This window comes from Pontibacter sp. E15-1 (assembly GCF_022601975.1).
In the GTDB taxonomy this organism is placed as follows: domain Bacteria; phylum Bacteroidota; class Bacteroidia; order Cytophagales; family Hymenobacteraceae; genus Pontibacter.
Genome location: NZ_JAKVIR010000009.1, coordinates 79,531 through 106,012, shown reverse-complemented (window position 1 = coordinate 106,012; position 26,482 = coordinate 79,531). Strand labels below are relative to the sequence as shown.

27 protein-coding genes are annotated in these 26,482 nt (G+C 54.1%); 10 read left to right on the top strand and 17 right to left on the bottom strand.

Going from position 1 to position 26,482, the window contains the following annotated elements; genetic code table 11:
• Positions 1-96: 96 nt before the first annotated feature.
• The 3 genes from MKJ04_RS08020 to recG all read left to right on the top strand — a co-directional run bounded on the left by MKJ04_RS08020 (position 97) and on the right by recG (position 3,033).
• On the top strand, positions 97-324 hold the full coding sequence (locus MKJ04_RS08020; protein WP_241641072.1) for a hypothetical protein: 228 nt from the start codon (positions 97-99) through the stop codon (positions 322-324).
• On the top strand, positions 321-641 hold the full coding sequence (locus tag MKJ04_RS08015; protein ID WP_241641071.1) for a type II toxin-antitoxin system PemK/MazF family toxin: 321 nt from the start codon (positions 321-323) through the stop codon (positions 639-641). The genes MKJ04_RS08020 and MKJ04_RS08015 overlap by 4 nt, the downstream gene beginning before the upstream one ends.
• Positions 642-933: 292 nt before the next feature.
• On the top strand, positions 934-3,033 hold the full coding sequence (gene recG / locus MKJ04_RS08010; protein ID WP_241641070.1) for an ATP-dependent DNA helicase RecG: 2,100 nt from the start codon (positions 934-936) through the stop codon (positions 3,031-3,033).
• 130 nt (positions 3,034-3,163) lie between these two features.
• Here the strand turns inward: recG and MKJ04_RS08005 are convergent, their stop codons facing one another.
• The gene (locus tag MKJ04_RS08005; protein ID WP_241641069.1) at positions 3,164-3,364 is read right to left on the bottom strand and encodes a hypothetical protein; all 201 of its coding nucleotides are present in this window, start codon (positions 3,362-3,364) and stop codon (positions 3,164-3,166) included.
• Between the two features lie 242 nt (positions 3,365-3,606).
• Between MKJ04_RS08005 and MKJ04_RS08000 the strand changes: the two genes are divergently transcribed.
• The gene (locus tag MKJ04_RS08000; protein ID WP_241641068.1) at positions 3,607-5,106 is read left to right on the top strand and encodes a hypothetical protein; all 1,500 of its coding nucleotides are present in this window, start codon (positions 3,607-3,609) and stop codon (positions 5,104-5,106) included.
• On the opposite strand, the gene MKJ04_RS07995 is transcribed toward MKJ04_RS08000, so the two are convergent.
• From MKJ04_RS07995 to MKJ04_RS07955, 9 genes are all read right to left on the bottom strand, one after another.
• Complete coding sequence (locus MKJ04_RS07995) at positions 5,098-5,838, bottom strand: glycosyltransferase family 2 protein (RefSeq protein ID WP_241641067.1); 741 nt, start codon at positions 5,836-5,838, stop codon at positions 5,098-5,100. The two genes, MKJ04_RS08000 and MKJ04_RS07995, sit on opposite strands and share 9 nt — an antisense overlap.
• Before the next feature lie 156 nt (positions 5,839-5,994).
• Positions 5,995-7,788 carry an acyl-CoA dehydrogenase family protein gene (locus tag MKJ04_RS07990; RefSeq protein WP_241641066.1) on the bottom strand — a complete coding sequence of 598 codons (1,794 nt, stop codon included), beginning with the start codon at positions 7,786-7,788 and terminating at the stop codon, positions 5,995-5,997.
• Between the two features lie 57 nt (positions 7,789-7,845).
• A complete protein-coding gene (locus tag MKJ04_RS07985) occupies positions 7,846-8,205 on the bottom strand; it encodes a four helix bundle protein (RefSeq protein WP_241641065.1) in 360 nt (119 codons plus the stop codon).
• 36 nt (positions 8,206-8,241) lie between these two features.
• Positions 8,242-9,420 (bottom strand): acetyl-CoA C-acyltransferase, encoded by a 1,179-nt coding sequence (locus tag MKJ04_RS07980; RefSeq protein ID WP_241641064.1) that lies wholly within the window; start codon positions 9,418-9,420, stop codon positions 8,242-8,244.
• Between the two features lie 249 nt (positions 9,421-9,669).
• Entirely contained in the window at positions 9,670-9,966 is a 297-nt protein-coding gene (locus MKJ04_RS07975; RefSeq protein WP_241641063.1) for a GIY-YIG nuclease family protein, read from the bottom strand.
• A gap of 123 nt (positions 9,967-10,089) precedes the next feature.
• Positions 10,090-12,492 carry a 3-hydroxyacyl-CoA dehydrogenase/enoyl-CoA hydratase family protein gene (locus tag MKJ04_RS07970; protein WP_241641062.1) on the bottom strand — a complete coding sequence of 801 codons (2,403 nt, stop codon included), beginning with the start codon at positions 12,490-12,492 and terminating at the stop codon, positions 10,090-10,092.
• A gap of 23 nt (positions 12,493-12,515) precedes the next feature.
• Complete coding sequence (locus MKJ04_RS07965) at positions 12,516-12,950, bottom strand: MarR family winged helix-turn-helix transcriptional regulator (RefSeq protein WP_241641061.1); 435 nt, start codon at positions 12,948-12,950, stop codon at positions 12,516-12,518.
• Between the two features lie 243 nt (positions 12,951-13,193).
• Positions 13,194-13,853 (bottom strand): hypothetical protein, encoded by a 660-nt coding sequence (locus MKJ04_RS07960; protein WP_241641060.1) that lies wholly within the window; start codon positions 13,851-13,853, stop codon positions 13,194-13,196.
• Between the two features lie 12 nt (positions 13,854-13,865).
• On the bottom strand, positions 13,866-15,626 hold the full coding sequence (locus tag MKJ04_RS07955; RefSeq protein ID WP_241641059.1) for an AMP-dependent synthetase/ligase: 1,761 nt from the start codon (positions 15,624-15,626) through the stop codon (positions 13,866-13,868).
• 252 nt (positions 15,627-15,878) lie between these two features.
• On the opposite strand from MKJ04_RS07955, the gene MKJ04_RS07950 reads away from it, so the two are divergent.
• From MKJ04_RS07950 to murQ, 4 genes are all read left to right on the top strand, one after another.
• Positions 15,879-17,042 carry a formimidoylglutamase gene (locus MKJ04_RS07950; protein ID WP_241641058.1) on the top strand — a complete coding sequence of 388 codons (1,164 nt, stop codon included), beginning with the start codon at positions 15,879-15,881 and terminating at the stop codon, positions 17,040-17,042.
• Positions 17,043-17,166: 124 nt separating this feature from the next.
• Positions 17,167-17,430, top strand: a complete 264-nt coding sequence (locus MKJ04_RS07945; RefSeq protein ID WP_241641057.1) for a cytochrome b5 domain-containing protein — start codon at positions 17,167-17,169, stop codon at positions 17,428-17,430.
• Positions 17,431-17,498: 68 nt separating this feature from the next.
• Positions 17,499-18,362, top strand: coding sequence for a hypothetical protein (locus MKJ04_RS07940; protein ID WP_241641056.1), 864 nt, complete (start codon positions 17,499-17,501; stop codon positions 18,360-18,362).
• A 117-nt stretch (positions 18,363-18,479) separates the two neighbouring features.
• The gene (gene murQ, locus MKJ04_RS07935) at positions 18,480-19,295 is read left to right on the top strand and encodes an N-acetylmuramic acid 6-phosphate etherase (protein WP_410896813.1); all 816 of its coding nucleotides are present in this window, start codon (positions 18,480-18,482) and stop codon (positions 19,293-19,295) included.
• 93 nt (positions 19,296-19,388) lie between these two features.
• Here the strand turns inward: murQ and MKJ04_RS07930 are convergent, their stop codons facing one another.
• Positions 19,389-20,468 (bottom strand): hypothetical protein, encoded by a 1,080-nt coding sequence (locus MKJ04_RS07930; protein ID WP_241641055.1) that lies wholly within the window; start codon positions 20,466-20,468, stop codon positions 19,389-19,391.
• A 241-nt stretch (positions 20,469-20,709) separates the two neighbouring features.
• Between MKJ04_RS07930 and MKJ04_RS07925 the strand changes: the two genes are divergently transcribed.
• Positions 20,710-21,279, top strand: a complete 570-nt coding sequence (locus tag MKJ04_RS07925; RefSeq protein WP_241641054.1) for a hypothetical protein — start codon at positions 20,710-20,712, stop codon at positions 21,277-21,279.
• A 54-nt stretch (positions 21,280-21,333) separates the two neighbouring features.
• On the opposite strand, the gene MKJ04_RS07920 is transcribed toward MKJ04_RS07925, so the two are convergent.
• From MKJ04_RS07920 to era, 6 genes are all read right to left on the bottom strand, one after another.
• Positions 21,334-21,486: a hypothetical protein gene (locus MKJ04_RS07920; protein ID WP_241641053.1), complete on the bottom strand. Its 153-nt coding sequence runs from the start codon at positions 21,484-21,486 to the stop codon at positions 21,334-21,336.
• A 197-nt stretch (positions 21,487-21,683) separates the two neighbouring features.
• The gene (locus tag MKJ04_RS07915; protein ID WP_241641052.1) at positions 21,684-21,866 is read right to left on the bottom strand and encodes a hypothetical protein; all 183 of its coding nucleotides are present in this window, start codon (positions 21,864-21,866) and stop codon (positions 21,684-21,686) included.
• 60 nt (positions 21,867-21,926) lie between these two features.
• The gene (locus tag MKJ04_RS07910) at positions 21,927-22,118 is read right to left on the bottom strand and encodes a hypothetical protein (RefSeq protein WP_241641051.1); all 192 of its coding nucleotides are present in this window, start codon (positions 22,116-22,118) and stop codon (positions 21,927-21,929) included.
• Between the two features lie 214 nt (positions 22,119-22,332).
• On the bottom strand, positions 22,333-22,542 hold the full coding sequence (locus MKJ04_RS07905) for a hypothetical protein (RefSeq protein ID WP_241641050.1): 210 nt from the start codon (positions 22,540-22,542) through the stop codon (positions 22,333-22,335).
• Positions 22,543-22,611: 69 nt separating this feature from the next.
• Positions 22,612-23,922, bottom strand: coding sequence for a ribosome biogenesis GTPase Der (gene der, locus MKJ04_RS07900; RefSeq protein WP_241641049.1), 1,311 nt, complete (start codon positions 23,920-23,922; stop codon positions 22,612-22,614).
• A gap of 236 nt (positions 23,923-24,158) precedes the next feature.
• Positions 24,159-25,046, bottom strand: coding sequence for a GTPase Era (era, locus tag MKJ04_RS07895; protein WP_241641048.1), 888 nt, complete (start codon positions 25,044-25,046; stop codon positions 24,159-24,161).
• A gap of 330 nt (positions 25,047-25,376) precedes the next feature.
• Between era and hemH the strand changes: the two genes are divergently transcribed.
• Complete coding sequence (gene hemH, locus MKJ04_RS07890; protein WP_241641047.1) at positions 25,377-26,405, top strand: ferrochelatase; 1,029 nt, start codon at positions 25,377-25,379, stop codon at positions 26,403-26,405.
• Positions 26,406-26,482: the final 77 nt, after the last annotated feature.

The following is a 26,482-nucleotide window of genomic DNA, read 5'->3' as shown; positions in this document are numbered from 1 at the left end:
CACAGCGTTTACAAAACCTGTGAGTGTCTGGTGCCCTGTAGCCGATGCTCTAATCCGTATCCGTTAAACTACGTTTAATATGATAAAACCAAATTTATGACGCGGCAACTGCTTATACAGAAGACATTGGAAAACCTTTCGAAGCTGCCGGAGCAGAAGTTGAAGGAAGTTTCTGACTTCACTGAATTTCTGCTGAGCAAAGTAGAAGACAGCATGCTAACGGAAGGAATACAACATTTGGCCTCAGAGTCTCAGGTTTTCAACTTTCTAGAAGAGGATGAAGATTTGTATTCTGAAGATGACTTAAAAGAAAAGTATCAGTGAAAAAAGGAGATATCGTACTTATTCCGTTTCCTTTTACTGACCTAACTGGTCAAAAAAACAGACCCGCCGCAGTTCTGATTGCATCCGAGAGAGACATTACAGTGGCTTTTATAACTTCTCAAATCAGATGGCAAGAGAAATATGACGTGCCTCTTACACCTTCCGGTGAAAATGGCTTAAAAAAACCCTCTTTAATCAGGATAAGTAAAATTGCTACAGTTGAGAGGACCTTAGCGCTTGGTAAGCTGGGCAGCCTTGCTGACGTTGAGCTACTGCAGCTAAATCAAAATCTAATACAATTGCTACAGTTAGCATGATAAAACATACCACTCATCCCCCACAGTAAGGCCAAAAGATTTTATGAGACGCAGTATATAAGACCTCACAGTGTTTGCAAAACCTGTGAGTGTCTGGTGCCCCTGTAGCTGATGAAGCCGTGGCCCCGTAGCTGGCAAAACACTCACAGGACCTTCGGACACTGTGAGGTTTGTTGTTTTTACGAACAACTCTACATCATAGAAAGCCCCGTCAGGATTTACACCTGTCGGGGCTTTTGCTTATTTTTGTTTTTATACCGGCCATACCTAAACCCTGAAAGCAAGCCAACGCGTGAGCAACTTCTTCCATACCAAAATAGAGTTCCTGAAGGGCGTGGGGCCGATGCGGGCGGAGCTGCTGCAGAAAGAGCTGCAGATCTTCACCTACGGCGACCTCATCCAGCATTACCCTTTCCGCTACCTCGACCGCACCCAGTTCTACAAGATTGCGGAGCTCGACGAGAGCATGCCATACGTGCAGGTGCGCGGCCGCATCCGGGGCAAAGAGGTGATCGGCGAAGGGAGGAAAATGCGCCTTGCCGCCACGCTGGTTGACGAGAATGGCGACCAACTTGAACTGGTATGGTTTAAGGGCGTGAAGTGGATGCAGAAAACGCTGAAGAACCATACCGACTACATTGTGTTCGGCAAGCCCACCTCCTTCAACGGCCGGTTTAACATGGCGCACCCGGAGTTGGAGGAACTGAGTGAGGAGAAGCAGACCATGTCCTTCCTGCAGCCGGTATACCATACCACCGAGAAGCTGAAGGCCTGCCGCATCGACAGCAAGGTGATCGGCAAGATGATGGAGAACCTGCTAAAGGTGGCCCTGCCCAATGTGCAGGAGTCGCTGTCGGAGGAGCTGATCGACTATTACAAGCTGATGGACAAGCGGAACGCACTGCTGCACATCCACTTCCCGGAGTCGGGGGAGAAGTATAAGGCGGCTACTTTTCGGCTGAAGTTCGAGGAGCTGTTTTATATACAGCTGCGCCTGTTCCGGCAAAAGCTCGTGCGCAAAGCCGACCTGCAGGGCCAGGTGTTTAATCAGGTGCCCACACTCAACGAGTTCTACAAAAACCACCTGACTTTCGACCTGACCAACGCCCAGAAGCGCGTGGTGAAAGAGATTTACAAAGACCTGAACGCGGGCAAGCAAATGAACCGCCTGCTGCAGGGCGACGTGGGCTCCGGCAAGACCATCGTGGCCTTCATCACAATGCTGATTGCAGCGGATAACGGGGCGCAGTCGGTGCTAATGGCCCCCACCGAGATCCTGGCCGACCAGCATTATGTGGGCCTGAAGAAATTCGCCGATAGCCTGGGTATAAACCTGGGCAAGCTCACCGGGTCCACTAAAGCCAAAGACCGAAAGGTATTACACGAGCAGCTCCGGTCCGGCGACATGAAGATGATCGTGGGTACGCATGCCCTGTTGGAAGACGTGGTGCAGTTCCAGAACCTGGGCCTGTGCATCGTGGACGAGCAGCACCGCTTCGGGGTGGAACAGCGCTCGAAGCTTTGGCGCAAAAACCCGCGCATCATTCCGCACGTGCTCGTCATGACGGCGACGCCCATCCCCCGCACCCTGGCCATGACCTTGTATGGCGACCTGGACGTGTCAGTGATTGACGAGATGCCAGCCGGTAGAAAAGAGATCGTGACGGTGCACCGCTTCGATTCGCACCGCCTGCGCGTGTTCCAGTTTATCCGCGACGAGATCAAGCTTGGGCGGCAGGTATACATCGTGTACCCCCTCATTGAGGAGTCGGAGCAGATGGAGAACTACAAAGACCTGATGGATGGGTATGAGAGCGTGAAGCGCGCCTTTCCGGAGTATAAAGTGAGCATGGTGCATGGCAAGATGAAGTCGCAGGACAAAGACTACGAGATGCAACGCTTTGTGCGGCACGAGACGCAGATCATGGTGGCCACCACGGTGATAGAGGTCGGCGTGAATGTGCCGAACGCGTCGGTGATGGTGATTGAGAGCGCCGAGCGGTTTGGGCTGTCGCAGCTGCACCAGCTGCGCGGCCGCGTGGGCCGTGGCGCCGAGCAAAGCTACTGCGTGCTCATGACGGGGTATAAACTCAGCAAAGATAGCAAAACGAGGCTGGAAACGATGGTGCGCACCAACAACGGCTTCGAGATTGCCGACATCGACCTGAAGCTGCGCGGCCCCGGCGATTTGATGGGCACACAGCAGAGCGGCGTATTAGACCTGCTGATCTCGGACCTGGCCAAGGATGCCCCCATTTTGCAGGAGGCACGGGCGGCGGCGCAACGCGTGCTCAGCGAGGACCCTCTATTAGACCAGCCCCAGAACCTCAATATCCGGCAGCACATTCAGTCGCTTAGCACGAAAGCCGTCAACTGGAGCCGCATCAGTTAACACTGCCATAGCCATTCAGGGGGGCTACTGTGCCCAACAGGAATCATACCCATAAAGGCCCAGGCTACCAATAGGCTGTGGGCTAAGGAGCGGTTGCTTCAGGCAAGTCAGGCAGCCGCTGATGCAAGCATTAGTAAATGGTTTGCACTTCGGGTGCATCTATCCCTTCGTCCTGTCTGTGGGTTACGTCGCCGGTTGGCTTATAGATGGTAAAAACAGTGGTGGCAGGTCGGTTTTCGATAGGCGATGAAGTTGTGTTCGCATCTTCCTTCGCATATTTGCTAATCAGAATCAGTGCCAGGAAAATGGTAATTTTAAGTAGAAACTTCATAGTAGCGTTAGGTATGGTAGGGTTTACTACAGAAGATTCCACAAGTTACGACGGGCTCCGTTTATTATGTGAATAGACAGATTATGCTTTTGTTACCTCCTTTTTTTTATAGCCAACGAATATGCGGGGCGTTATATCTTTCTGGCGCACGGCATCGTTACAACCTTGCCGGATGCAGCGCCGCCACTTCGGTTCCACGCGAAACATTCGTCTTAGCTTCCATCAGCCATCTGTAGCTGCCCATGATGTATACTTCTAAAACCCGTCCTCTGCTTTCCCTGAAAAAAAGCCTGCTGCTACCAGCCGTGTTGTTGTGCCTGTGGCAGCCCGCCATGTTGCAGGCCCAGTCCAAAACAAAGGCCTCCGTTGCAATAGATTATATACCCGACCAGGGCCAGCAGCGCTATAGCCAGCGGGTGCCGCACAAAACACTCCTGGCTGGCCCCAATGCCTTTGTGACGCTGCGCCGCAGTGCCCCCAACGCCTACGCCGTGGAGAAGTATACCGCCGACCTGAAAAAGCTGTGGACCGCTGAGATAAAGCTGACAGAATCAGAAACGATAGAGGCCTTTGCGGCAAGCCCGGAGGCCGTGCTGCTCGTAACCCACCGCCCGGACAATGGCCAGGGCATGCAGCAACTGTATGGCCAGCGGATAAACCTGGGCTCTGGCAAAATGCAGGAAAGCGCGCTGCTGCTGGAGGCCCCTGCCGAAAGCCGCCGGGCAAGTGTCGCCGTCTCGGCGGATGGCGGCAGGCTCCTCGCCTATCGCTACCACACCGATGGTCGCCACCAGATCAGGGATATCAGCGGAACACTGTATGACGGCACGCTCCAGAAACTCCAGGACACCCAGTATAACCTGCAGGACGTGCCTGCCATCCTCTCTGCGGATGTGCAGGTGAGCCCGAGCGGCGAGCAGTTCATCAGCCTGCTATCAGACAACATGAAGCGCCTGACCACGCGGCAGTATACCCCGGGCAGCAAAGATGCCCGCGTCATGTCGGTGCTGGTGGGCGGCACCTTCGATGGCCAGAAGGTATACATCATCGACTCGAAGCTTGCGCTGATGCCCAACGGCGAGCTTTATGGCGCGGTGCTGACGGCAGACGAGGCGTCGGGCAACTACTACAGCCTGAAGGCCGTGAAGTTCGATTTCGGGGCGGAAGACATGGTGTTCGCCGAGGAGATCATGTTTACGCCGGAGTATCTGGCAAAGGTAAACACCCTCGACAAGCGCGGCGGCGGCAAGCCGTCCCGGCTGGAAGACATCTACCTGACGGACCTTGTGCTGACCCCGGAGCAGAAGCTGGTGGTGATCGCCGAGAAAAAATACACCGGCGGCGGCAAGGACGCCCCCTACTTCGCGGACGAACTGCACTTGTTTGCCTACGACGAGTTTATGAACACGGCCTGGAACGCAGTGTTGATGAAGCACCAGCAGGCCCCTGCCGAAGACGCCTTCTCCGGTATCTCGTACAGCGCCCACCTGGATGGCAACACCCTGCACCTGCTGACGCAGGAAGAGCTTGACGGGAAAAATGACCTGTACCTCCGCCAGATTAACACCCGGACAGGCGCTGCCGCTGCCCCAAAAGCCCTGGGTATAAACGTGGCAAACGACAAGGAACTGGCCTATGTGAAAGACTTTACCACCTGGCTCGGCGGGCAGGATCTGGTGGCGGTGGTGCGGCCACACCGCAAGGCCGATGGCCTGCGGCTGATCCGGGTTCAGTTAAAATAGGCTCCTCCTCATTGGCATATCCAGCCGACGGCGGTTTGCAGCAGCCCGAACCTGCCGGGGGTATAGCGGCTTGGTGAAGGATGCCAATTGCAGGAGCATGTGCGCAAACCCCACAAAAGCCACAATCTCGACATACATCCTGAACTCTTTTCTGGAGCCATCCAGCACACCCAGTTTGTCTACCTTGTAAGTGTTCCGGGCCGACAGCGGCATCCAGCACACTACTTTTTTGTGGCGCAGCATGTAGCGGTTTATCCCTACCTCCAGTTGGTAGCGCTGCACCGGCTGCAGCATCGCTTGCTCCAAATCTGATTTTCGGAGGAGGCGCTCCCCCGACAGCAGCACATCGCTGCGGTACCACCGGACGAACCAGGGCGAGTTGATGCGCCGCAGGATGATCATGTCGATGGCTGGCAGCGTGTGCAGCGCCCCAATAGCGACCTCTACTTCATCGCTCCGAAGCCCTTGCAGGTCCGCATCCATCAGCAGCAGCGTCTCGTTTTTCACAAATGGCAGCGCATGCGCGATGGCAGCCGCCTTGCCCCGGTTATGTGTCAGCCCCACCACCTGCACCTGTGGCCAGTGCTGCCGCAGGTAAGCCGCCGTGCCGTCTGTGGAGCCATCATCCACGCAAAGCACCTGGCTTAGCTGCCTGATCTTGGTGACAACCCGCAAAACGGACGCAATGCGCGCCCTTTCGTTGTAAAAAGGAATCAGGCAGGTAACGTTCATGGCTCGGAGGGTATACGCTCCTCTCAAAGGGAGAAATCATACTTGCCTCCCTTCGCCAAATATTCAGGACCAATGGCCGCAGAAAAATACCTGATGCCCACAAAAAAAGGCTACCCCCAGCGGAAGCAGCCTTTCAGAACTATAAGTAGTCAGAAATTAGTACACGTACTCATTGGCCTCGATCATGGCGGCGGCAATGCGCCGGCGGGCCTCTTTGGTGTTATACAGGTCTTTTTTGGTGAAGCGCTTCAGGCCCATGAACATCAGGCGCTGCTCATCTCCCTCCGTCATGGCAGCGATGGCGTCTTTGCCCGCGATAAAGGCTGTGTCCACGGCATCGTTCATCACCACGCGCACAATGTCGATCTGATTGGCCACGGCTTCCTCGCCTTTCTGGGCTACCAGTTTCTCTACGCGCAGCAGCGTCGATTCTGCCACATAGGTTTTGATGGCCATATCCGCAATGTTCATCAGGATTTCCTGCTCTTTGGCCAGCGAGTTCATATACTTCTGCACCGCCGTGCCGGCTACCATCAGTATGGCTTTCTTCAGGTTCCGGACTGCCTTGTGCTCAGCGGCAAACAAACCCTCCTCTTCAGCGCCGAAGTCAGGGATTGCCATCAGCTCTCCTTGCACGGCCTGTGCCGGGCCCATCAGGTCAAGTTCCCCGCTCATGGCTTTCTTCAGGATCATGTCCACGGTGAGCATGCGGTTGATCTCGTTGGTGCCCTCAAAAATGCGGTTGATGCGGGAATCGCGGTAGGAGCGGTCCATGGGGTAATCGGCCGAGAAGCCATACCCCCCGTAAATCTGCACGCCCTCGTCCACCACAAAGTCCAGCACCTCAGAGCCTTCTACCTTCAGCATGGCGCACTCCACGGCAAACTCACGGGCGGCGCCCAGCAGCGCTTCGTTCTCGTCTTTCCCGGCTGCCAGCAGTTCCTGCTCTTTGCGGAAAATATCCATACCAGCGCGGTACTGCGCCGATTCCACGGCATAAATCCGGATGGCCTGCTCAGCCAACTTGTGTTTGATGGCTCCGAACTTGGCAATGGGCAGCTTAAATTGATGGCGCTCGTTGGCATACTTCACCGACAGGTCAGCCACCTTTTTGGAGGCGCCCAGCGTGGCTGCGCACAGCTTGATGCGCCCGATGTTCAGGATGTTGAACGCGATCAGGTGGCCTTTGCCGATTTCTCCCAGCACGTTCTCTTTCGGCACCTCACAGTCTGAAAAGAATACCTGCCGCGTGGAGGAGCCTTTTATACCCATCTTGTGCTCTTCGTTGCCCAGGCTCAGCCCCGGGTAGCCCTTCTCCACGATAAAGCCCGTGAACTTATCGCCGTCCACCTGCGCGAATACTACAAACACATCGGCAAAGCCCGCGTTGGTGATCCACATTTTCTGGCCGTTGAGGATGTAGTGCGTGCCCGCCTCATTCAGCACGGCCTTCGTTTTGGCCGCAAGCGCGTCGGAGCCGGAGCCCGGCTCGGTCAGGCAGTAGGCCGACATCCACTCGCCGCTCACCAGCTTCGGGATGTATTTGTTCTTCTGCTCCTCCGTGCCGAAATACAGGATAGGCAACGTACCGATACCCGTATGCGCTGCAAAAGCAACCGGAAACGAATGGCCGCCGCCCACCGACTCTGTTACCAGCAGCGAGGTGTTAAAGTCCATGTTCAGGCCACCGTACTGCTCCGGTATCGACACCGCGAACAGCCCGAGTTCCCCGGCCTTCTTCATCAGGCTCTCCATCAGGCCTTCCTCGTGGTTGTCGAGGCGGTCGAGCAAGGGCCATACCTCGTCGCGCACAAAGTCCTGGCACGTCTGCGCCATCATGCGCTGCTCTTCGTTGAAATCCGCAGGGATGAACACGTCCTGTGGGTCAGTCTCTTTAATGAGGAACTCGCCTCCCTGGATAGTAGCGGTTTTATTTTTGTCGTTTTCCATTTTTTCGTTTATCTTTTTTGGACACAAGACATAAGACACAAGATTTCAGACTTATGCTTAGTCAACACTTTTTAATCTTTTCTTAAAGCCGTCAATCATTCGCTGAATCTTTTGCAGTCGCTCTACCAGTTCTTTAAGCTTTAAGTCATTCATAAACCCAAACGAGTTGGCTAATAACAACTGTGTTTCTAGCTCAAATGCAGAACCTAACGCAATATTCAGGAACTGTATAAACTCTTTGTTAGAACCTCTTCCCGCCCCTTCAGCTATGTTAGAGGGTATGGATACCGCAGACCTGTTTATTTGAGAAGTAAAACCAAATTTTTCATTTGCCGGAAACTGGGCGGAGGCCTGATAAACAACTTTAGCTACTTCCATGGCCTCTTTCCAAATAATCAATTCTTTAAAATTGTGCATCCGAAAGTCTTGTGTCTAAAATCTAACGTCCAGCGTCTATTTTAAAAGTTCAAACACACCGGCTACACCCTGTCCGCCGCCCACGCAGGCCGTCACTATGCCGTGCTTGCCGCCCGTGCGGCGCAGGTCGCTAAAAAGCTGCACGGAGAGCTTGGCACCGGAGCAACCCAGCGGGTGACCTAATGCAATCGCGCCTCCGTTGATGTTCAGCTTGTCCGGGTCGAACTCCAGGTGGCGCATCACGGCGATGGACTGCGCCGCGAAAGCCTCATTCATCTCAATCAGGTCGATATCGTTCAGGGTCATGCCCGCTTGCTTCAGCGCCTTCGGCACCGCCGCGATGGGGCCCATACCCATGATGCGCGGATCCACACCGCCCGTGCCGTAGCTGATCATCCGCGCGATTGGCTCCAGGTTCAGTTCCTTCACCATGCGCTCGCTCATCACGATAACGAAAGCGGCTCCGTCAGACGTTTGGGAAGAGTTACCGGCCGTCACGGTGCCTCCGGCCGCAAACACAGGCCGTAGCTTCGCCAGGGCCTCCATAGAGGTGTCGGCGCGCGGCCCTTCGTCCGTATCCGCTACATAGGTTCTGGTTTTCTTCTTGCCCTGTTCGTCCAGGTAGGTCTCTTCTATCGTGATAGGCACAATCTGATCCTTGAAGTAGCCTTTCTCAATCGCGTTCAGCGCTTTCTGGTGCGACCTGAAGGCAAACGCGTCCTGGTCTTCACGTGAAACTTTGTAATCCGTCGCGACAGCCTCGGCCGTCAGGCCCATGCTCAGATACCAGTCCGGGTGCTTGCTCGCGATCTTATAGTTGGGTGCGGTTTTCCATCCAGCCGTCGGCACCATCGACATCGACTCGGTGCCGCCTGCCACGATGCAATCGGCCATACCGGCCTGGATGCGGTTGGCGGCAATGGCGATGGTCTCTAACCCGGACCCACAGTAGCGGTTCACCGTCATGCCACTCACCGACATCGGCAAGGCCAGCAGCGAGATCATCCGCCCGATCTGCAGCCCTTGTTCCGCCTCCGGCACGGCATTGCCCACAATCAGGTCATCTACGCGCGCAGGGTCGAGGGCGGGCACAGTGGCCAATACTTGTTTGATGACGTCGGCTGCCAGGTCATCGGGTCTGGTGAACCGGAACATCCCGCGGGGCGCTTTGCCCACTGCGCTACGAAACCCGGCGACGATATATGCATTGCTCATTTCTTTAATTGCTTAATTGTAGTTTATACTATCAGCTATACTTTCTACTCAATTTTGTCATTTGTTAAGCCCTATAGTTAGCAGAAGCTCTTTGCAATTATTCCCGCTACACCTCTCACACCATGTTTTTTTCAGAATGACAAGGTTGAGTTTGTGACTTACAGATGACGGCAAGAGTAAACTTATACTTTGTGCCATCACTATTTGTCATCTTGTAAAGATCTTGGTCGCTGGGAGATAAAGGATAATTTAGTCATTAACCTTCAGGAAGAGCAAGTATGGATTTCCACTTTTAATGAGCTCCATTTTCTGTTCCCGGCTTAGTAACTTCAGCTCCTTCTCCCGCTCTATGGCATGCTGTATATAGGTATAACGCTCAGAATACAACAGTTTATAACAATAGTAGCGGCCGGCAAATGTCTCTGGTTTGCCACGGTTTTCTCTATGCTGCTCTGACCTCACTGCCAAATCATTTGTAACACCAACGTAGAGTACTGTTTTGCCTGGGTTACTAATGATATAAACAAAGTAGTTGTGGCTCTTCATAGCTAAGGCTTAACCTCACGGGGGTAGGGGCCCTCTTTTTCCACCAAGATCCTTTCTGGATGACAAAGAACAAGTGAACATGAAGTAGCAGGCCTTTTGCCCGCTACTTCATGTTCATCATATTTAATTCCGCAGTGGCTTGCCTGTGGTCAGGATGCTCTGGATGCGCTCCAGCGTCTTGCGCTCTGCGGTAAGCGACAGGAACGCCTCACGCTCCAGGTCGAGCAGGTACTGCTCGCTTACCTCCGTTGGGGCCGACAAGTCGCCACCGCACATCACGTAGGCCAGCTTTTCCGAGATTTTCTTATCGTGCTCCGAGATGTAGCGGCCGGTATACATAGCATTCGCACCCGTCAGGAACATACCCAGGGCACCTTTGCCCTGCACTTTGATGTTGGTGCGCTGCACCGGCCTGGTATACCCGGCATCGGCCAGCAGAATGGCCTGCGCCTTCGCATCCGCTATCAGGCGGTTGCTGTTGATCGTGATGCCGTCGCTCTTGCGCATATACCCCAGGTCAATCGCCTCTTTCGCGGAGGTAGACACCTTGGCCATACCGATGGTCAGGAACACGTTTTTCAGGTCGTTGTACTCAATGTCACCGTCGGCATACATATCGGCCGCGCGCATGGTCAGCTCTTTGGTGCCGCCGCCGCCCGGTATCAGGCCAACGCCAAACTCCACCAGGCCCATATAGGTCTCGGCTGCCGCCTGCACGTGGTCGCAGTGCAGGTTCAGCTCGCAGCCACCGCCCAATGACAGGCCGTGCGGCGCGCCCACCACCGGTATGGCGGAGTAGCGCATGCGCATCATCGTGTCCTGAAACTGCTTGATCATGAAGTTGATCTCATCATACTCCTGCTCCAGGGCATACATGTATACCAGGCCGATGTTGGCACCCGCCGAGAAGTTGGCGCCGTCGTTGGCGACAACCATACCCCGGAACTCCTTCTCCGCAATCTCGATACCTTTGTTCAAGCCCGCGATCACATCACCGCCAATGGTGTTCATCTTGGTATGGAACTCCACGTTCAGGATACCGTCTCCGATATCGGTCAGCGTGGCCCCTGTGTTCTTCCACACTGTTTTGTCGCCGCGCAGGTTATTGAGTATAATGAAGTTCTCGGCACCCGGTATGGCTTTGTATTCCTTGCTCTGGATGTCGTAATAGCGGCGCTGGCCGTTCTCTACCACATAGAAGGATTCTTTGCCGCTCTCCAGCATTTCCTCTACCCAGGCGGCCGGTTTATACCCATTCTCTACCATGCGCTGCACGCCTTCGCGGGCACCGATGGCATCCCAGTACTCGAACGGACCCAGTTCCCAGCCAAAGCCGGCACGAAGGGCATCGTCGATGCGGTACAGCTCGTCTGATATCTCCGGAATACGGTTGGACACGTACTGGAACAGGCCAAACAGGGTCTCGTTGAAGAACTGGGCAGCCTTGTCTTTCTGTTGCGAGAAAACCTTGATGCGCTTCTTCAGGTCGTCGATGGGCTTCAGGGCTTCCAGACTCTGGAATTTCACTTTCTGCTTCGGCCCGTACTCCATCGTGTTCAGGTCCAGCGTCAGGATTTCGGTTTTGCCTTTGGCGTCTTTGGTTTTCTTGTAAAAGCCCTGGCCGGTCTTGTCGCCGAGCCACTTGTTTTCCACCATCTTCTGCACATAGCCGGGTATCTGGAACAAGTCGCGCGACTCGTCGCTCTCTCCTGCCTGGTACAAGCCATTGGCCACGTTCACGGTGGTGTCCAGGCCCACAACATCCAGCGTGCGGAACGTGGCCGACTTCGGACGTCCCACGATTGGGCCCGTGATTCGGTCCACCTCGTCTATGGTCAGGCCTGTTTTCTCCATGGCGGCCAGCGTCTGCATGATGCCGTAGATACCCACGCGGTTCGCGATAAAGGCAGGCGTGTCTTTGGCGAGCACGGTAGTCTTGCCCAGGTATAAATCGCCGTAGTGCATCAGGAAGTCTACCACCTCTTTGTCCGTTTCCGGGGTCGGGATGATTTCCAGGAGTTTGAGGTAACGCGGCGGGTTAAAGAAGTGCGTGCCGCAGAAATGCTTTCTGAAATCCTCGGAGCGGCCGTCCAGCATCATATGAATCGGGATGCCCGAGGTGTTGGATGAGATGAGCGTGCCCGGCTTGCGGTGCTTCTCCACCTGGTCATACACCAGTTTCTTTATCTTCAGGTTCTCCACCACCACCTCAATGGTCCAGTCGGCGGTGGCAATGCCCGGCATGTCGTCCTCAAAGTTGCCCGTTTTGATCAGGCGCGCGTCTGCCTTGCGGTACAGCGGAGACGGGTTGGCATTGATGGCTGCCTGCAGGTGGCTGTCGGCGTTGCGGTTGCGCACGGCCTTGCTCTCCAGCGTCAGCCCCTTTTTCTCCTCGGCCGGCAACAGCTCTTTTGGTACGATGTCGAGCAGCAGCACCTGCACCCCGATGTTGGCGAAGTGGCAGGCAATCCGGGAGCCCATTACCCCCGAACCCAGCACTGCTACTTTTTTGATTATCCTTTTCATAGATTATCTCTAGTTGTCTATGGTTAAAAAACCTCTTTATTCTCGATCATGCCCTGTATGCGCACGCAAACTTTAAAGAACACATCCAGTTCGTGCTGGGGCAGCTCCTCGCGCACGCGCTTGTTAAACTGCTTTACCACCTGCCGCGAAAACTCCTTCTTCTGTAGGCCTTTCTCCGTCAGGAAGATGCGCACCAGGCGCTTGTCGTACGGGTCAGACTCTTTGTAGATAAGCTCCTGCTCCTCCATGCTCTTCAGGATGCGGGTAAGGCTGCGGGCCTCCAGGCCCAGCAACGGGGCGATCTTGGTGGCGGGCGTCCCGGTTTCCTGGTTGATGTTCAGGAGGACAAACCCGACCGACGTGGTGATGTCTGCCTTGGCCGCCTCGTTGTTATACATACGCGAAATGGCATGCCAACATACTTTAAAGTTATAGTCTACAGTTTCTTCGGGCTTCATGCATTTACATTGATGTCTACCAAATATACTAAAAATATGTTATGCTTGCATACTACTTTGCGTAAAATTATTCAGCTGCATGCATAATTTTGTACGGGATTCTGGCCGGTAGGCTATAGGATTTGGGAAAATTTTGGTGAGCAGCCTGATATATCCGCGATGCTCAGACCTTGGCAAGGAGAGGTGGCTGTTGCTGCTTCGGGGGTTTCTGCGCTTTTCTGCGACAACTGTGTGCTGTGTAAATCAGAAAGTACTCTTCACAACGTCCGTGTTTTCAGGAACCGTAAACAACTCCTGATCGAGCTGCAGGGGCTTTATGTCCACGGCCACAATCTCGTAGACCAGTTGCTCGCTCTCCACGACAGTTTTCAGGGGTATGGCCTTGGCCCTGGAGAGGTATGCAAACCAGTTTCCTAACTTATGCCCTTCAAACAGGGCCGGGTTTAACGGGAACCCTGCATTAAAATAATACTTCTGCAGCCCGGATTTGCATGTCAGGACAAGCTCGTCGCAGGGATAGCCCAAGATCTCAGCCACCCCTTTGTTGACGACGGCCGCCAAAACCTCATCGCTGTTCTCGCTGGCGTCCGTCCAGTACACGGCCTCAGAGTTCGCCATTTTGTTGTAGAACCTGTTGTCGCTGCTTGTATACAGCTGCCATTGAAACAGCGCACCGTTCATCACCGACTTGTAGTTCCCTTCCTTATAGAAGCACACTTGCCTGGTGCCCATCATAAAGGCAAACTCATTATCGGACACAGCGGTTGATTTCCCTTTATAAGAGGCCTTATAGGTGATTTTCCCCTCAAAGCCCTGTGCGGCAGCCGCAACAGAGAAAAGAACGACCATACAGCTGGCTGCCAGGCCAGTTTTTATATACAAAGAGATTTTAGCGGTCCGCATCCGTGTCGTCTTTTACCGGTACATGCTCTCGATTATGTCCCTGTAGTTGGTGCTGATGGCTTTGCGCTTCACTTTCAGGGTAGGCGTGAGCTCTCCGGTCTCCACGGTCCACATGTTCGGGATGAGCTTAAACTTCTTGATTGTCTCGTACTGCGCCAAACCCTCGTTCGCCTTCTCCAGCTCGCGCTTGAACTTGTCAATCACGTCCGGGTTGTTGATCATCTCCTCATCGGAGGTGTATGGGATGCCCTTGTGCTGGGCCCAGTCCTGCAGCCCCATAAAAGAGGGCACGATCAGGGCGGCGGCGTATTTCTCGCCTGCGCCCACCACCATCACCTGCTCAATCACCACTGATTCTTTCAGCTTGTTCTCGATGGGCTGTGGTGCCACGTACTTGCCGCCGGAGGTTTTGAACATCTCCTTTTTTCGGTCCGTTATCTTGAGGTACTTGCCCTCGATCATCTCGCCGATGTCGCCGGTATGGAACCAGTTGTCTTTGTCGATGACCTCCGCCGTCAGCTCAGGCTTTTTGTAGTAGCCCTTCATCACGTGCGGGCCGCGCGTCAGGATCTCGCCGTCTTCCGCGATCTTTATCTCCACCATGTCCACGGCCATACCCACCGTCCCGATCATGTTGTTCTCCGGCTCCGCGCGGTTCACCGATATCACCGGCGAGGTCTCTGTCAGGCCATACCCCTCCATCACGCGGATGTGGGCCGACCAGAAGACACGGGCCAGGCGCGGCTGCAGCGCGGCCCCACCCGACACGATGGCGATCACGTTTCCGCCCAGCGCTTCGCGCCACTTACTGAAGATGAGCTTGTTTGCCAGGGCCAGCTGCTGGTTATACCACCAGCCCTGGTCTTTCTGCGTGTCGTACTTCAGGCCAAGCTCCAACGCCCAGAAAAAAAGCTGGCGCTTCACACCGGTCAGCTCCAGGCCCTTGGCCACAATCTTGTCGTAAATTTTTTCGAGCAGGCGGGGCACCGTGGTGAACACGTGGGGCTTTACCTCCTTCAGGTTATCGGCCACGCGCTCAATGCTCTCGGCATAATAAATCGACACCCCCATCCGCATGTATAAATACAGCAGCATGCGCTCAAAAATATGGCAGAGCGGCAGGAAGCTCAGCGCCCGGTGATCCTGGTTGACGGGCACATAGGGCACCGTGCCCTGCACATTGCTCACCAGGTTGCTGTGCGTTAGCATCACGCCCTTTGGGTTGCCCGTGGTGCCGGAGGTATAAATAATGGTCAGGATGTCTTCGGGCGTAACGGCGGCACGCAGGGGCTCCAACTCCGCCACATCGCTTCCTTTGCCCAGGTCCAGCACCTCCTTCCAGTGCGTGGCACCCGCAATCTCGTCGAAGGTATACACGGCCACAATGCCCTCTATACCATCGGTTGCGGCATTTACTTTGTTATACAGGTTGCTGTCGGCCACAAAGATGGCTTTCACCTCCGCGTCAGCGAAAATATAGCGGTAGTCCTCGGCCGTGATTGTCGGGTACATGGGCACGCTGATGGCCCCGATCTGCTGAATCCCAAAGTCGACCAGCACCCACTCCGGGCGGTTAAACGATATGATGGCGACCTTGTCATTTTTGCCGATGCCCAGCCGCAGCAGGCCAAGGCTGATCTTGTCGGCATACTCCTGCACCTCCTGGGTGCTGTATTTCTGCCAGACGCCGTTCACTTTGGCAGCGAGGCAGTCTGGTTGCGGGTAGTGCTGCTGCTGATAGGGTAAGAGGTCTATGATTCGGGAAATGTTCATGCTGTGGTTTTTTAGCGTGCCGCCTGAATATCTGAAAAAATGCCGGGTTTAGCCCTAGAACTGTGTTCCGACACCTGCATTATGCGCATTCTACATGCATTTTAACTCTTTTTTTGAAATCCCGCACGGCAAAAGCCGAAATATTTGCGCCAACTTATACTTGGCGTTCTGAATTTAATTTCCGGATAGAAAGGCAGCCACCCTACAGAAATCTAAAATTTAAGTATTTTTGATTTTTACAGACGAAACCGTATGAATCTGTCAATCTTTTTTGAGCCGCTAAACGAGGATGTGTACGCCACGCTGAACAAGCCGCGCACGATGGGCTTTTTCATCAGCCGCTTTGTGAGCAAGTTCCCGGATTGGCGGAGCGCCGACATCGCCCTGCTGGGCGTGAGCGAGGTAAGGGGCCGCAACGAGGATGCGCCGGCTCAAACAGCGGCCAACTCCGCGGCGCGTGCTGTGCGCCAGCGCCTGTACAGCCTGACCAAGGGGGCCGGGCGCTGCCGCCTGGTAGACCTGGGCAACCTGCGCCCCGGCATCACGCTCGACGACACGTACCTGCGCCTGAAGGAGATTGTGGAGGTGCTGATCTCGCACAACACCATCCCCGTGATCATCGGCGGGTCGCAGGACCTGGAGTATGGCCAGTACCTGGGGTATGAGCACCTGGAGCGCGTGGTGAACATGGTGACTATCGACAGCAGCGTAGACATGACCGAGGACACAGACGCAACGCCTAACAAAAAGCAGCTGCGCCAGATCCTGATGCACGAGCCCAACTACCTCTTCAGCCTGGGCCAGATTGCCTACCAGTCGTACCTGGTGGAGCCCGAGGTGATGGCCACCATGGAAAAACTGCACTTCGAGGCATACCGCGTGGGCGAAGTGCACCAGAACGTGCAGGAGATGGAGCCCGTGGTGCGCATTGCCGACCTGCTCACGTTTGACGTCTCGGCGATCCGCCACCAGGATGCGCCTGGCTACCAGCCGGCAAACCCGTTCGGCCTTACGGGCGAGGAAGCCTGCCAGCTTTGCTGGTACGCCGGCCTCAACGACAACCTGACGTCGCTGGGCATCTATGAGTATGACCCCGAGCTGGACGAGCACCAGCTCGGCGCCATGACCATCGCGACGATGATCTGGTATTTTGTGGAGGGCTTTTACCACCGCAAAAAAGAGCTGGACTTCAGCGGCAGGCAGTTCACGAAATACGCCGTGGCCTTTAACAGCGACAGCCCGGACCGCATGACCTTTTACAAGAGCAAAGGCGGGGAGAAATGGTGGCTGGAGGTGGAGCCGCTCAACAGCGAAAAAGGCAGCCGCATTGTGCCCTGCAGCTACGAGGATTACCTGAAGGCCATTGAGGGCGAGGTGCCCAACCGCTGGATTCTGACACAGGCACGCATCGGGTAAGGCATGAAAAATTTATGGCTTATGAATTCCGGACAGGCAGTATGCACAGGCGCGCAAAGAGCTTATTTGCGTCTCTGCGCCTGTTCTTTGGCCCGTTAACCGACACCTCGCTAACCGATACCTTTTGAGCAACTTACCAGAATATACCCTGCAGCAACTGGCCTCCCGCAACGGGCAGGACCGAGATGAGATATGGGTGGCATATAAAGGTGTGATCTATGATGTGCGCAAATCGCGGCTTTGGCGCAAGGGGCAGCACTACGAGCACTGGGCTGGCCAGGACCTGACGGAGGAGTTGCGCGAGGCCCCGCACACGGAGCATGTCTTCGACAAGTTTGACGCCGTAGGGCGCGTTAAAAACTCCGTTTACAGGAATGGTGCGCCATAAGGGATGCCAGTCCGTAAAAAATGTTAACTTAGAAGCAGAAAATTATTTAATCAAAATATAACAAGAGCATGATATTAATAGCTGACAGCGGCTCAACCAAAACTGACTGGCGCATGATGGACGCCACAGGCGTACATGAACAGATATTCACGGCGGGCATCAACCCGCAGTACTTAGAGTCCATTCAGATATCCAGCATCATAGAGGCCGAACTTCTCCCTGACCTAAAGGAAAAGAGCCCGTCCATCATCTATTACTACGGGGCAGGCTGCAGCTCGCCAGACCGTAACCTGCGCGTGGAGCAGGCACTGGCCAAGGCTTTCCCTGCCAGCGAAATACACGTAGATCACGACCTGCTGGGCGCCGCGCGCGCACTTTGCGGACACAAGCCGGGCGTGGCCTGCATTCTGGGCACTGGCTCCAACTCCTGCCTTTATGACGGCAAAAACATTGTGGACAACGTGCCGTCGCTCGGTTTCCTGATGGGAGACGAGGGCAGCGGGGCTTACCTGGGCAAAATGCTGATCAGGGCTTACCTGTACCGCGAGCTGCCGGAAGAACTGGCAACATCGCTGAAGAACCGGTATCACCTGACCAAAGACGGTATTCTGGATGCCGTGTATTACTCCGATATGCCCAGCACCTACCTGGCGACCTTCGCCAAGTTCATGAGCGACAAGCGCAAGGACCCGGTTATACATGCGATGATATACCAGAACTTCGATGAGTTTTTTGAGCGCCACGTATGCAAGTACAAAGGCTTTACGGAGGTGCCGGTGAACTTTGTAGGCTCTATCGCCTTCCATTTCTCCGAAACACTGCACCAGGTGGCTAAAAAATACGGCGCGCACATCGGCACCGTGATCACGAGCCCAAGCGAAGGCCTGATCGCCTACCACCAGGAGCTATTGGCACAGACCCAGGGGAACTAGTATACCGGGCCTCGTGGAAAGGGTATGGCACAGTCGGGTGCCATATCCTCTCCACGAGGCCCTTCTTCCCTATTCATACCCTATTCATACTGTATCACGCATAACCCAAAAACTATTTTGTCTACCACTGAGTCAGCCTCTAATTACAATAGCCTGGAGCAAATGAGTGTGCTGGAGCTGTTGCAGAACATCAACAAAGAAGACCAAACCGTGCCACAGGCAGTAGCGAAGGCTATCCCGCAGTTGGAGGCGCTGGTAAAGGCCACTGCCGAGAGACTGGAAAAGGGAGGCAGGCTATTTTATATCGGGGCGGGAACCAGCGGCAGGCTGGGTGTGGTGGATGCCTCGGAGTGCCCGCCTACGTATGGTGTGCCGCACGGTATGGTAGTGGGTATAATTGCCGGAGGCGACAGCGCCATACGCAAGGCCGTGGAGTTTGCCGAGGATGACCCCAGCCAGGCATGGAAAGACCTGCAGGCGCACAACATCTCGGACAGCGACATTGTGGTGGGCATTGCGGCCTCTGGCCGAACGCCTTACGTGATCGGGGGCTTACAGGCCTGCCGCAGGCACGGCATCGCCACTGGCTGTGTCGTTTGCAATGCCGGCAGTGCCGTTGCTGCAGAGGCAGACTATCCTGTGGAAGTGGTTACCGGGCCTGAGTTTGTGACGGGCAGCACCCGCATGAAGGCTGGCACAGCCCAAAAGCTGGCGCTAAACATGCTCACAACGGCCACCATGGTGCGCCTGGGCCGCGTGAAAGGCAACAAAATGGTGGACATGCAACTCTCGAATCACAAGCTGGTAGACAGGGGCATACGCATGCTGATGGAAGAGCTTAACCTCACAAACACGGAGGCTGGGGCTTTGCTGAAGAAATTCGGCAGTGTGCGTGCGGCCATGGAGGCATTTGGCAATAACAGCGGCACCTAACGCCAACCTTGTTTTATACCGCTATACATCAAAATATAAGGAAGCCGGACCAAGAAAGTCCGGCTTCCTTATGTATAATCTATTCTGTGTAGGTTACTCCGCCGAGGTCAGGCCTTCCATGAGTATGTTTGCAGCTTCCCGGCTTGGCACGACATACTGTTTTACCGACCAGTCGTAGGCGAGCCTGAACTCCTCCTGTTGCAAACCGAATAGCACCTTCTTTTTATACTCCTCCAGTGGCTCCAGCCCCAAAGCTTTCCGGTTTTCATTTATCCGGTCTACATCGCTGTCGCTCATCTTCTCCACCATAAAGCGCGGTTGTTGCTCGTCTTCCGGGCACTTGCTACAGCTTACCTTCACAAAAGCCTTGGAGCCATACATGTTTCGGCCAGCCTGTTGGTCTAGCAGGTAGGCGACTGGCTGCGGAGCCATGCGCCCCTCCTGCACTGCCTTGGTCAGGAGAGCGGTAAAATCATACCCCTTCCGGGCTTTGGTCTGGCGCTGAATCACGATGCTGAAGCGGGGCAGTTGCTCCAGGGTGTCTGCCACGCCAATCAGGTTTTCGCCCGGATAGCCATACTGCTCAGTCCAGGCCAGTAGGTGCGCTACGTTGGCAGCCTCTATCTTTCGGATCGTGTCGCCGTGCACGCGCCACCCTCCCGCCGCCTCCCTGAAATACTGGTCGCGGGCATACAGTTCGTCCAGGTCGGCACGCAGTTCCTTGTTCAGCGATTCTTCGAACTTGCGCCGACGCTTGGGGTACCTGCGGACAAACTTTTTCCACTTCCGGGTGGTGCGAAGCGAGTCGAACACTTGCTGCCGCTCCAGATACGGCAAGCTCACCCCCTTCAGCACCAGCTGCTCCAGATAGTCGAGAGTCTGTTTGGTGTCATTCAGCTTCCAGGCGCATACGGCTGCATTGTAGTAGTCTTTGGCAAAGGGCAGGGGCACCGCCGCAAAGGCTTTGCGGTACGTGTCCAGCGCCTGGGCATAGTCTCCGGCCAGTATACCTGCCTCCGCCTCCTGCACAACCGGGTGATAGGCGAGGGTATAGTCCGGCCCTTCAGCCCGGGCGGCCAATGCAAACAAAATCAAAAAGGCCGGCACAAGCAGGCAGCTATAAGTAAAGGCACGCCCGGAGCAGGCCATCGTATGTATCGGAGTGTTGAGCATGAGCAAATTTAGTCTGTTTATCCCGGAGGACAAGAAAAGTATTTCTGCTTTCAATACCATGCTTCCCCTCAAAACAGTTCCGACGCAGGCATAAGTTTGAGGCGCAGGCCACCACGGCAGCTTGCAAGAAGACTAAAAAACGCGATAATCAGGAGGCAAAAGACCGGTAGAATCCTCAACTTTGTGGCATCCTTTGCAGTAAATGAAGCAAAACGGCACGTTCCATCACCATTGACTTGTTATGCACACCATCGAACCATTTTATAACTGGCTTGACAACTATTCGGCTTCTGACGACCCCCGCTCGCCGCTGTATGGGGCCGAGTACAGCCTCACCCAATACACCAACACCATCTATGGGTACTACATACACCCGCAATGGGACGATATCGACTCGGAGACGCTCTTCATCAAAATCCTTTATACCGACTATGAACTGGGCTTTACCACCATTGAGTTTATCGGGGAGTGGAACGACGCGCTGCACAACGACATCATGCACCTGAAGCGCAACATCATCGACCCGCTCGTGCAGGAGGGAATTTACCGGTATATCATCGTTGGCGAGAACGTGTTTAATTTCCACGGCTCCGACGACGCCTATTACGAGGAGTGGTTTGAGGATATTGAGGACGGGTGGATTGCCGCGCTGGGCTTCCAGGAATTTGTAATAAGCGAGATGAAAAACTATAGCCTGGACTATTACATCAACTTTGGCGGCCACCTGGACGATATCCCGTGGCGTACCCTTACCCCAAAGCGTTTGTATGCCCTTGTAAACAGCCTGATTCAGAAGCGGCTTGGGGCCTAGCTGAAAATCAGAAGAGGGAAACCTGCAGTGGCTGGCCTCCCTCTTCTGATTGTGTTATCGATCTACTTCATCCTCCACCTCGTCGGCAGCATCCTCCACTTCATCCTCTACCTCTTCGGCGGTATCCTCCACGGTTTTTTCAGTGGATGCGCATCCGGAAAATGTCAATAGCCCTGTAGCCAGCAGCATATACATCGTTTTTTTCATAGCCTTGTCTTTTATCGTGACCATACCACCGCTGCGCGCGTTACGCAACGTGGTTTTCATGCCTTATACGGCCATTGCAGGCAAAAGCAGCAGCAGATGCCCGCATATATGGTAACCGTACAGAAAGGCCTCGTAAAAACAGCAGCGGCTGCCCTTTTTTAAGGGCAGCCGCTGCTGTTTTTACGAGCCAACTTCTACTAATGCTCTACTTCCTCTTCTACCTCTTCAGCGGCATCTTCTATTTCGTCGCCTGCGTGCTCAGCTCCATGCTCCATATCTTCGCCGACTTCCTCAGCTTTGTTTTCGGTCTTGGAGTCGCAAGAAGTTGCGGCAAAAGATAACAGGCCAGCTGTCATCATCATGTATATTGGCTTTCTCATAATCTGATTACTTAGTTTTAAATGTATGTGGTATGGTTATTTTAGTTAACGTCTGCCCGATTACTCTATAACGGCGGTAGTGTCCATGTCCATGTGGTCCATATCATCCATGTCTTCCGCTCTTTCTTCGGCGCGGTCTTCCATTTCCTCTAGGTTTTCCTCACGCTCCTCCGCTCTTTCTTCGGCAGGAGAATCACAAGAGGCAAAACTGAATGCACCCGCGAGTGCAAATACGTAGGCTACTTTTTTCATGATATTAAGGTTTTATGTGAAACACATTTTCCACCAGCCTCCATAAAGAGCACTGATTTATACCACCGCCTATTTAAAGGGATGGCATGCCGAACAATACGACAGTCTTTTAAATATAGTTTGCAAAAAATATATAAAAACACCGAAAGGCACCCGTGTGAGGTGCCTTTCGGATAGCCTGGTTTCAGCCAGGAGCATTTCAGCGTGGCTGAGATTAATGTGCTGCGTCAGTTGGAGCCTCAACTGAGTCAACTGGCATCGCAGTGCTGTCAACCGCTTCTTCCATAGCCGGAGCTTCTTCCATAGCTGGAGCTTCTTCCATAGTTTCAGTAGTCTCAATCTCAGAGGCAGTCTCGTTTGCATTGCTGCAAGATGCGAAAGCGAACAAACCAGCAACGAAAAGTAAACCGTATACCTTTTTCATAATATTTATGTGTTTATAATTGGAGGCGCAAATATACTGCTATATCTGCGCCTTCAACCAAAATGAAATTTATTTTTTCCTAAAAACAAGGTTGATCGGAACGCCCTCGAACCCGAAGTGATCGCGCAGCCTGTTTTCGAGGTAACGCAAGTACGACTCTTTGATGTACTGCGGCAGGTTACAGAAGAACGCAAACGTCGGGTTGTGCGTCGGCAGCTGCGTCACGTACTTGATTTTCACCAGCTTGCCTTTGATGGCCGGCGGCGGATACCGGTCGATGTCCGGCAACAGCAGGTCGTTGAGCTTGGAGGTTGGGATTTTGCGCGTCTTCATGTCATACACGTCCATCGCCTTCTCCACCGCCTTCAGGATACGCTGCTTCGTTACCACCGAGGTGAAAACAACCGGCACGTACTTGATCGGGGCGATACGGTCCAGGATCGCCTCCTCAAACTGCTTGGTGGTATGGGTGTCTTTCTCCACCAGGTCCCACTTGTTCACCAGAATCACGATGCCTTTGCGGTTCTTCTCGGCGAGCGCGATAATGTTCACGTCCTGCGACTCGATGCCACGGGTGGCGTCCAGCATCACGATACAAACATCAGCGTCCTCGAGGGCACGCACAGAGCGCATCACCGAGTAGAACTCAATATCTTCGCTTACTTTGCTCTTGCGGCGCAAACCGGCCGTGTCCACGATGATAAACTCTTTGCCGAAAGCATTGTAGCGGGTATGGATGGCATCGCGGGTGGTGCCGGCCTGGTCTGTCACAATGTTGCGTTCCTCGCCAAGCAGCAGGTTCACAAAAGACGACTTGCCCACGTTCGGGCGACCCAACACGGCTATTTTCGGGATACCCGCATCCGGGTCTTCCACGCCTTCGTTCTCAAAATGTTGCACAACAGCATCCAGCAACTCGCCCGTTCCGGAGCCGTTCTGCGAGGATACCGGGAAGATCTCTTCCCCTATACCCAGCGAGTAGAATTCGCCCATCTGGTTGGCGCGGGCAGTGGTATCGGCCTTGTTGGCCACGATATAAATCGGCTTTTTGGAGCGGCGCAACACGTTGGCGAACTCCTCGTCCAGCCCTGTCAGGCCAGCGTCCACGTCCACCATAAACAGGATCACGTCGGCCTCGCGGAGCGCTATCTCCACCTGCTTGTTAATCTCTTCCTCGAAGATGTCCTCGGAGCCATGTACATAGCCTCCGGTATCGATCACGGTAAAGTACTTGCCCGTCCACTCGCCGTGTCCGTAGCTTCTGTCGCGGGTAACGCCGCTTTCGTTGTCCATGATGGCCTTCCGATGACCGATCAGGCGGTTAAATAAGGTAGACTTGCCCACGTTCGGGCGACCTACAATGGCAATAATGTTCGACATTATTAAGGTATAAAAATAGTTAAAGTGCCCCCGGAGCGCCTTGCCCCGAAGCTTTAGGGTATGATTGAGCTTTGTTTTTGATAGCGAAGAGGAGTGATTTTGAGTTCTGACCAAGCTCATTTCGAGGTGCATAGCCGGGGCTACGTACTGAGAAATAGCTAAAGTCAGGTTTCAAAAGCATTCCTTTGCAGCTCAAAGGACAAAGTGGAATCATACCCTTTATGCTGTGCGCCTACTTACTCGCTGTAACCGAAGCGCCGAAGCAGCTTTTGGTCGGTTCGCCAGTTTTCGTTCACGCGCACATACAAATCAAGGAAAATCTTTTTCTGGAAAAACTGCTCCATGTCCAAACGGGCCTGTGTGCCTACCCGCTTCAGCGCCTCGCCTTTGTTACCGATCACGATGCCTTTCTGGCTACGGCGCTCCACGCTGATCTCGGCCCGGATGCGGATAATGGTCTCCTCCTCCTTAAACTCCTCTACCACCACCTCGCAGCTGTATGGAATCTCCTTTTTATAGTTAAGGAAGATCTTCTCGCGGATCATCTCCGACACGAAGAAACGCTCCGGCTTGTCGGTCAGTTCGTCTTTCGGGAAGTATGGCGGGTGCTCCGGCAGGTAATGTAGCAGGCGCGCGAACAGATGCTCCAGCCCGAAACCATGCAGCGCCGAGATAGGCAATATCTCGGTCGGCTTCATCTTCTCCTCCCAATAGGCCACTTTCTGGTGCAGCTCCTCTTCCGTCGTCTGGTCTATTTTGTTGATGAGCAGCAACACCGGCACCTCTGCGTACTGCAGCCGCTTGATCACGTCTTCCTCGTCGTGGGTCTCATAGATGTCCGTCACGAACAGGATCACGTCGGCGTCCTCGAGCGAGGTGCGCACAAAGCTCATCATCGACTCGTGCAGGGCATACTGCGGCTTGATGATGCCCGGCGTGTCAGAATACACGATCTGGAAATCATCCCCGTTCAGGATACCCATGATGCGATGCCGCGTGGTTTGTGCCTTTGAGGTGATGATGGAAAGCTTCTCGCCCACCAACGCGTTCATCAGCGTGGACTTGCCCACGTTGGGCTTGCCCACAATACTTACAAAACCCGCTTTATGTGCTACTTCGGCCATACTCTTTAAATTTGAGGTTGCAAAATTACTTCTTTTTTACGAGACGGCGGTAGAATGTGTAAATTATTGTGAATGAGGCTTGAAGACACCCTGCTGGTGCGGGCTTGCAGTTTGTGCTTTTGTATTTATATATGGGATAAGGCTGCAAGCTCGCACCAGCGGAGGGAGAAGGATAGAATAAACAGAGGCGGCCTTAAAAATAGCCTGAACAATTTGCGCGCGCGCCGCTTTCACAGAAGCATAACTTTGATGGCATGCAAATGATCTTTGTCATCAAAAAGAAACTATTATACTTTGTATCTTTGCAACCGATAAGCATTTATACCTTCCATGAGCAAAAAAGCTACTGGTAAAATCGGTGTGCTGCTGGTGAACCTAGGCACCCCAGACACGCCAAACACACCTGACGTAAGAAAATACCTCCGTGAGTTCCTGCTGGACAAGCGCGTGATCGACATACCTGCGCCGGCGCGCTACGCCCTGATCAACGGCATCATTGCCCCGTTCAGAGCGCCAAAGTCGGCCAAGATCTACAAGCAGCTTTGGACCGAGCGCGGCTCCCCGCTTTTATACCACGGCCTCGACCTGAAGCAAAAGCTGCAGGCCTCTTTAGGCGACCGCTACCACGTGGCCTTCGGGATGCGCTACCAGAGCCCGAGCATCAAGAGTGCTTTGGAGGAGCTGCGCGAGCAGAGCGTGGAGCGCATTATCGTGCTGCCGCTGTTTCCGCAGTATGCCTCCGCCTCCACAGGTTCGGTGCAGGACAAAGTGATGGAGATTGTGAAGGACTGGTGGGTGATCCCGAGCATCAGCTTCATCTCCAGCTTCTGCGACGACCCGGGATTTATCAAGACGTTTGCGGAACTGGGCAAACGCCACATGGCCAAAGAAGATTATGACTTTGTGGTGTTCAGTTACCACGGTGTGCCCGAGCGCCATATCCTGAAAGGCAGCGACAACGGCTACTGCCAGTTGGGCGCTTGCTGCAACACTTACAACAAACGCAACAAGTATTGCTACCGCGCTTCCTGCTTTGCCACCTCCCGGTTGTTGGCCGCTGAGTTAGGCCTGCGCGAAGACCAGTATACCGTATCTTTCCAGTCCAGACTCGGCAAAGACCCGTGGCTGAAGCCTTATACCGATGTGATTTTGCAGGAACTGCCGGCCAAGGGTATAAAAAAGGTGCTGGCCTACAGCCCCGCGTTCGTAGCCGACTGCCTGGAAACAACGATAGAGGTTGGCTCCGAATTTAAGGAGATGTTTCTGGAGGCTGGCGGCGAGAAGTGGCAGCTAGTAGAGAGCCTGAACGCGGAACCGATGTGGGTTGACGCGGTGAAAGAGATGATTCTGAATAATTAAAGCCTGTCACAAGGTATAAAAAAGAGACGCCCCGGTTCACATGACTGGGACGTCTCTTTTTTATAATTACTTCTGGC

Bases quoted from the DNA above. Each gene is read 5' to 3' on its own strand.
- MKJ04_RS08020 (WP_241641072.1), top strand. From the start codon at position 97: ATGACGCGGCAACTGCTTATACAGAAGACATTGGAAAACCTTTCGAAG.
- MKJ04_RS08005 (WP_241641069.1), bottom strand. From the start codon at position 3,364: ATGAAGTTTCTACTTAAAATTACCATTTTCCTGGCACTGATTCTGATT.
- MKJ04_RS08000 (WP_241641068.1), top strand. From the start codon at position 3,607: ATGATGTATACTTCTAAAACCCGTCCTCTGCTTTCCCTGAAAAAAAGC.
- MKJ04_RS07995 (WP_241641067.1), bottom strand. From the start codon at position 5,838: ATGAACGTTACCTGCCTGATTCCTTTTTACAACGAAAGGGCGCGCATT.
- MKJ04_RS07990 (WP_241641066.1), bottom strand. From the start codon at position 7,788: ATGGAAAACGACAAAAATAAAACCGCTACTATCCAGGGAGGCGAGTTC.
- MKJ04_RS07985 (WP_241641065.1), bottom strand. From the start codon at position 8,205: ATGCACAATTTTAAAGAATTGATTATTTGGAAAGAGGCCATGGAAGTA.
- MKJ04_RS07980 (WP_241641064.1), bottom strand. From the start codon at position 9,420: ATGAGCAATGCATATATCGTCGCCGGGTTTCGTAGCGCAGTGGGCAAA.
- MKJ04_RS07975 (WP_241641063.1), bottom strand. From the start codon at position 9,966: ATGAAGAGCCACAACTACTTTGTTTATATCATTAGTAACCCAGGCAAA.
- MKJ04_RS07970 (WP_241641062.1), bottom strand. From the start codon at position 12,492: ATGAAAAGGATAATCAAAAAAGTAGCAGTGCTGGGTTCGGGGGTAATG.
- MKJ04_RS07965 (WP_241641061.1), bottom strand. From the start codon at position 12,950: ATGAAGCCCGAAGAAACTGTAGACTATAACTTTAAAGTATGTTGGCAT.
- MKJ04_RS07960 (WP_241641060.1), bottom strand. From the start codon at position 13,853: ATGCGGACCGCTAAAATCTCTTTGTATATAAAAACTGGCCTGGCAGCC.
- MKJ04_RS07955 (WP_241641059.1), bottom strand. From the start codon at position 15,626: ATGAACATTTCCCGAATCATAGACCTCTTACCCTATCAGCAGCAGCAC.
- MKJ04_RS07950 (WP_241641058.1), top strand. From the start codon at position 15,879: ATGAATCTGTCAATCTTTTTTGAGCCGCTAAACGAGGATGTGTACGCC.
- MKJ04_RS07940 (WP_241641056.1), top strand. From the start codon at position 17,499: ATGATATTAATAGCTGACAGCGGCTCAACCAAAACTGACTGGCGCATG.
- MKJ04_RS07930 (WP_241641055.1), bottom strand. From the start codon at position 20,468: ATGCTCAACACTCCGATACATACGATGGCCTGCTCCGGGCGTGCCTTT.
- MKJ04_RS07925 (WP_241641054.1), top strand. From the start codon at position 20,710: ATGCACACCATCGAACCATTTTATAACTGGCTTGACAACTATTCGGCT.
- MKJ04_RS07920 (WP_241641053.1), bottom strand. From the start codon at position 21,486: ATGAAAAAAACGATGTATATGCTGCTGGCTACAGGGCTATTGACATTT.
- MKJ04_RS07915 (WP_241641052.1), bottom strand. From the start codon at position 21,866: ATGAGAAAGCCAATATACATGATGATGACAGCTGGCCTGTTATCTTTT.
- MKJ04_RS07910 (WP_241641051.1), bottom strand. From the start codon at position 22,118: ATGAAAAAAGTAGCCTACGTATTTGCACTCGCGGGTGCATTCAGTTTT.
- MKJ04_RS07905 (WP_241641050.1), bottom strand. From the start codon at position 22,542: ATGAAAAAGGTATACGGTTTACTTTTCGTTGCTGGTTTGTTCGCTTTC.
- der (WP_241641049.1), bottom strand. From the start codon at position 23,922: ATGTCGAACATTATTGCCATTGTAGGTCGCCCGAACGTGGGCAAGTCT.
- era (WP_241641048.1), bottom strand. From the start codon at position 25,046: ATGGCCGAAGTAGCACATAAAGCGGGTTTTGTAAGTATTGTGGGCAAG.
- hemH (WP_241641047.1), top strand. From the start codon at position 25,377: ATGAGCAAAAAAGCTACTGGTAAAATCGGTGTGCTGCTGGTGAACCTA.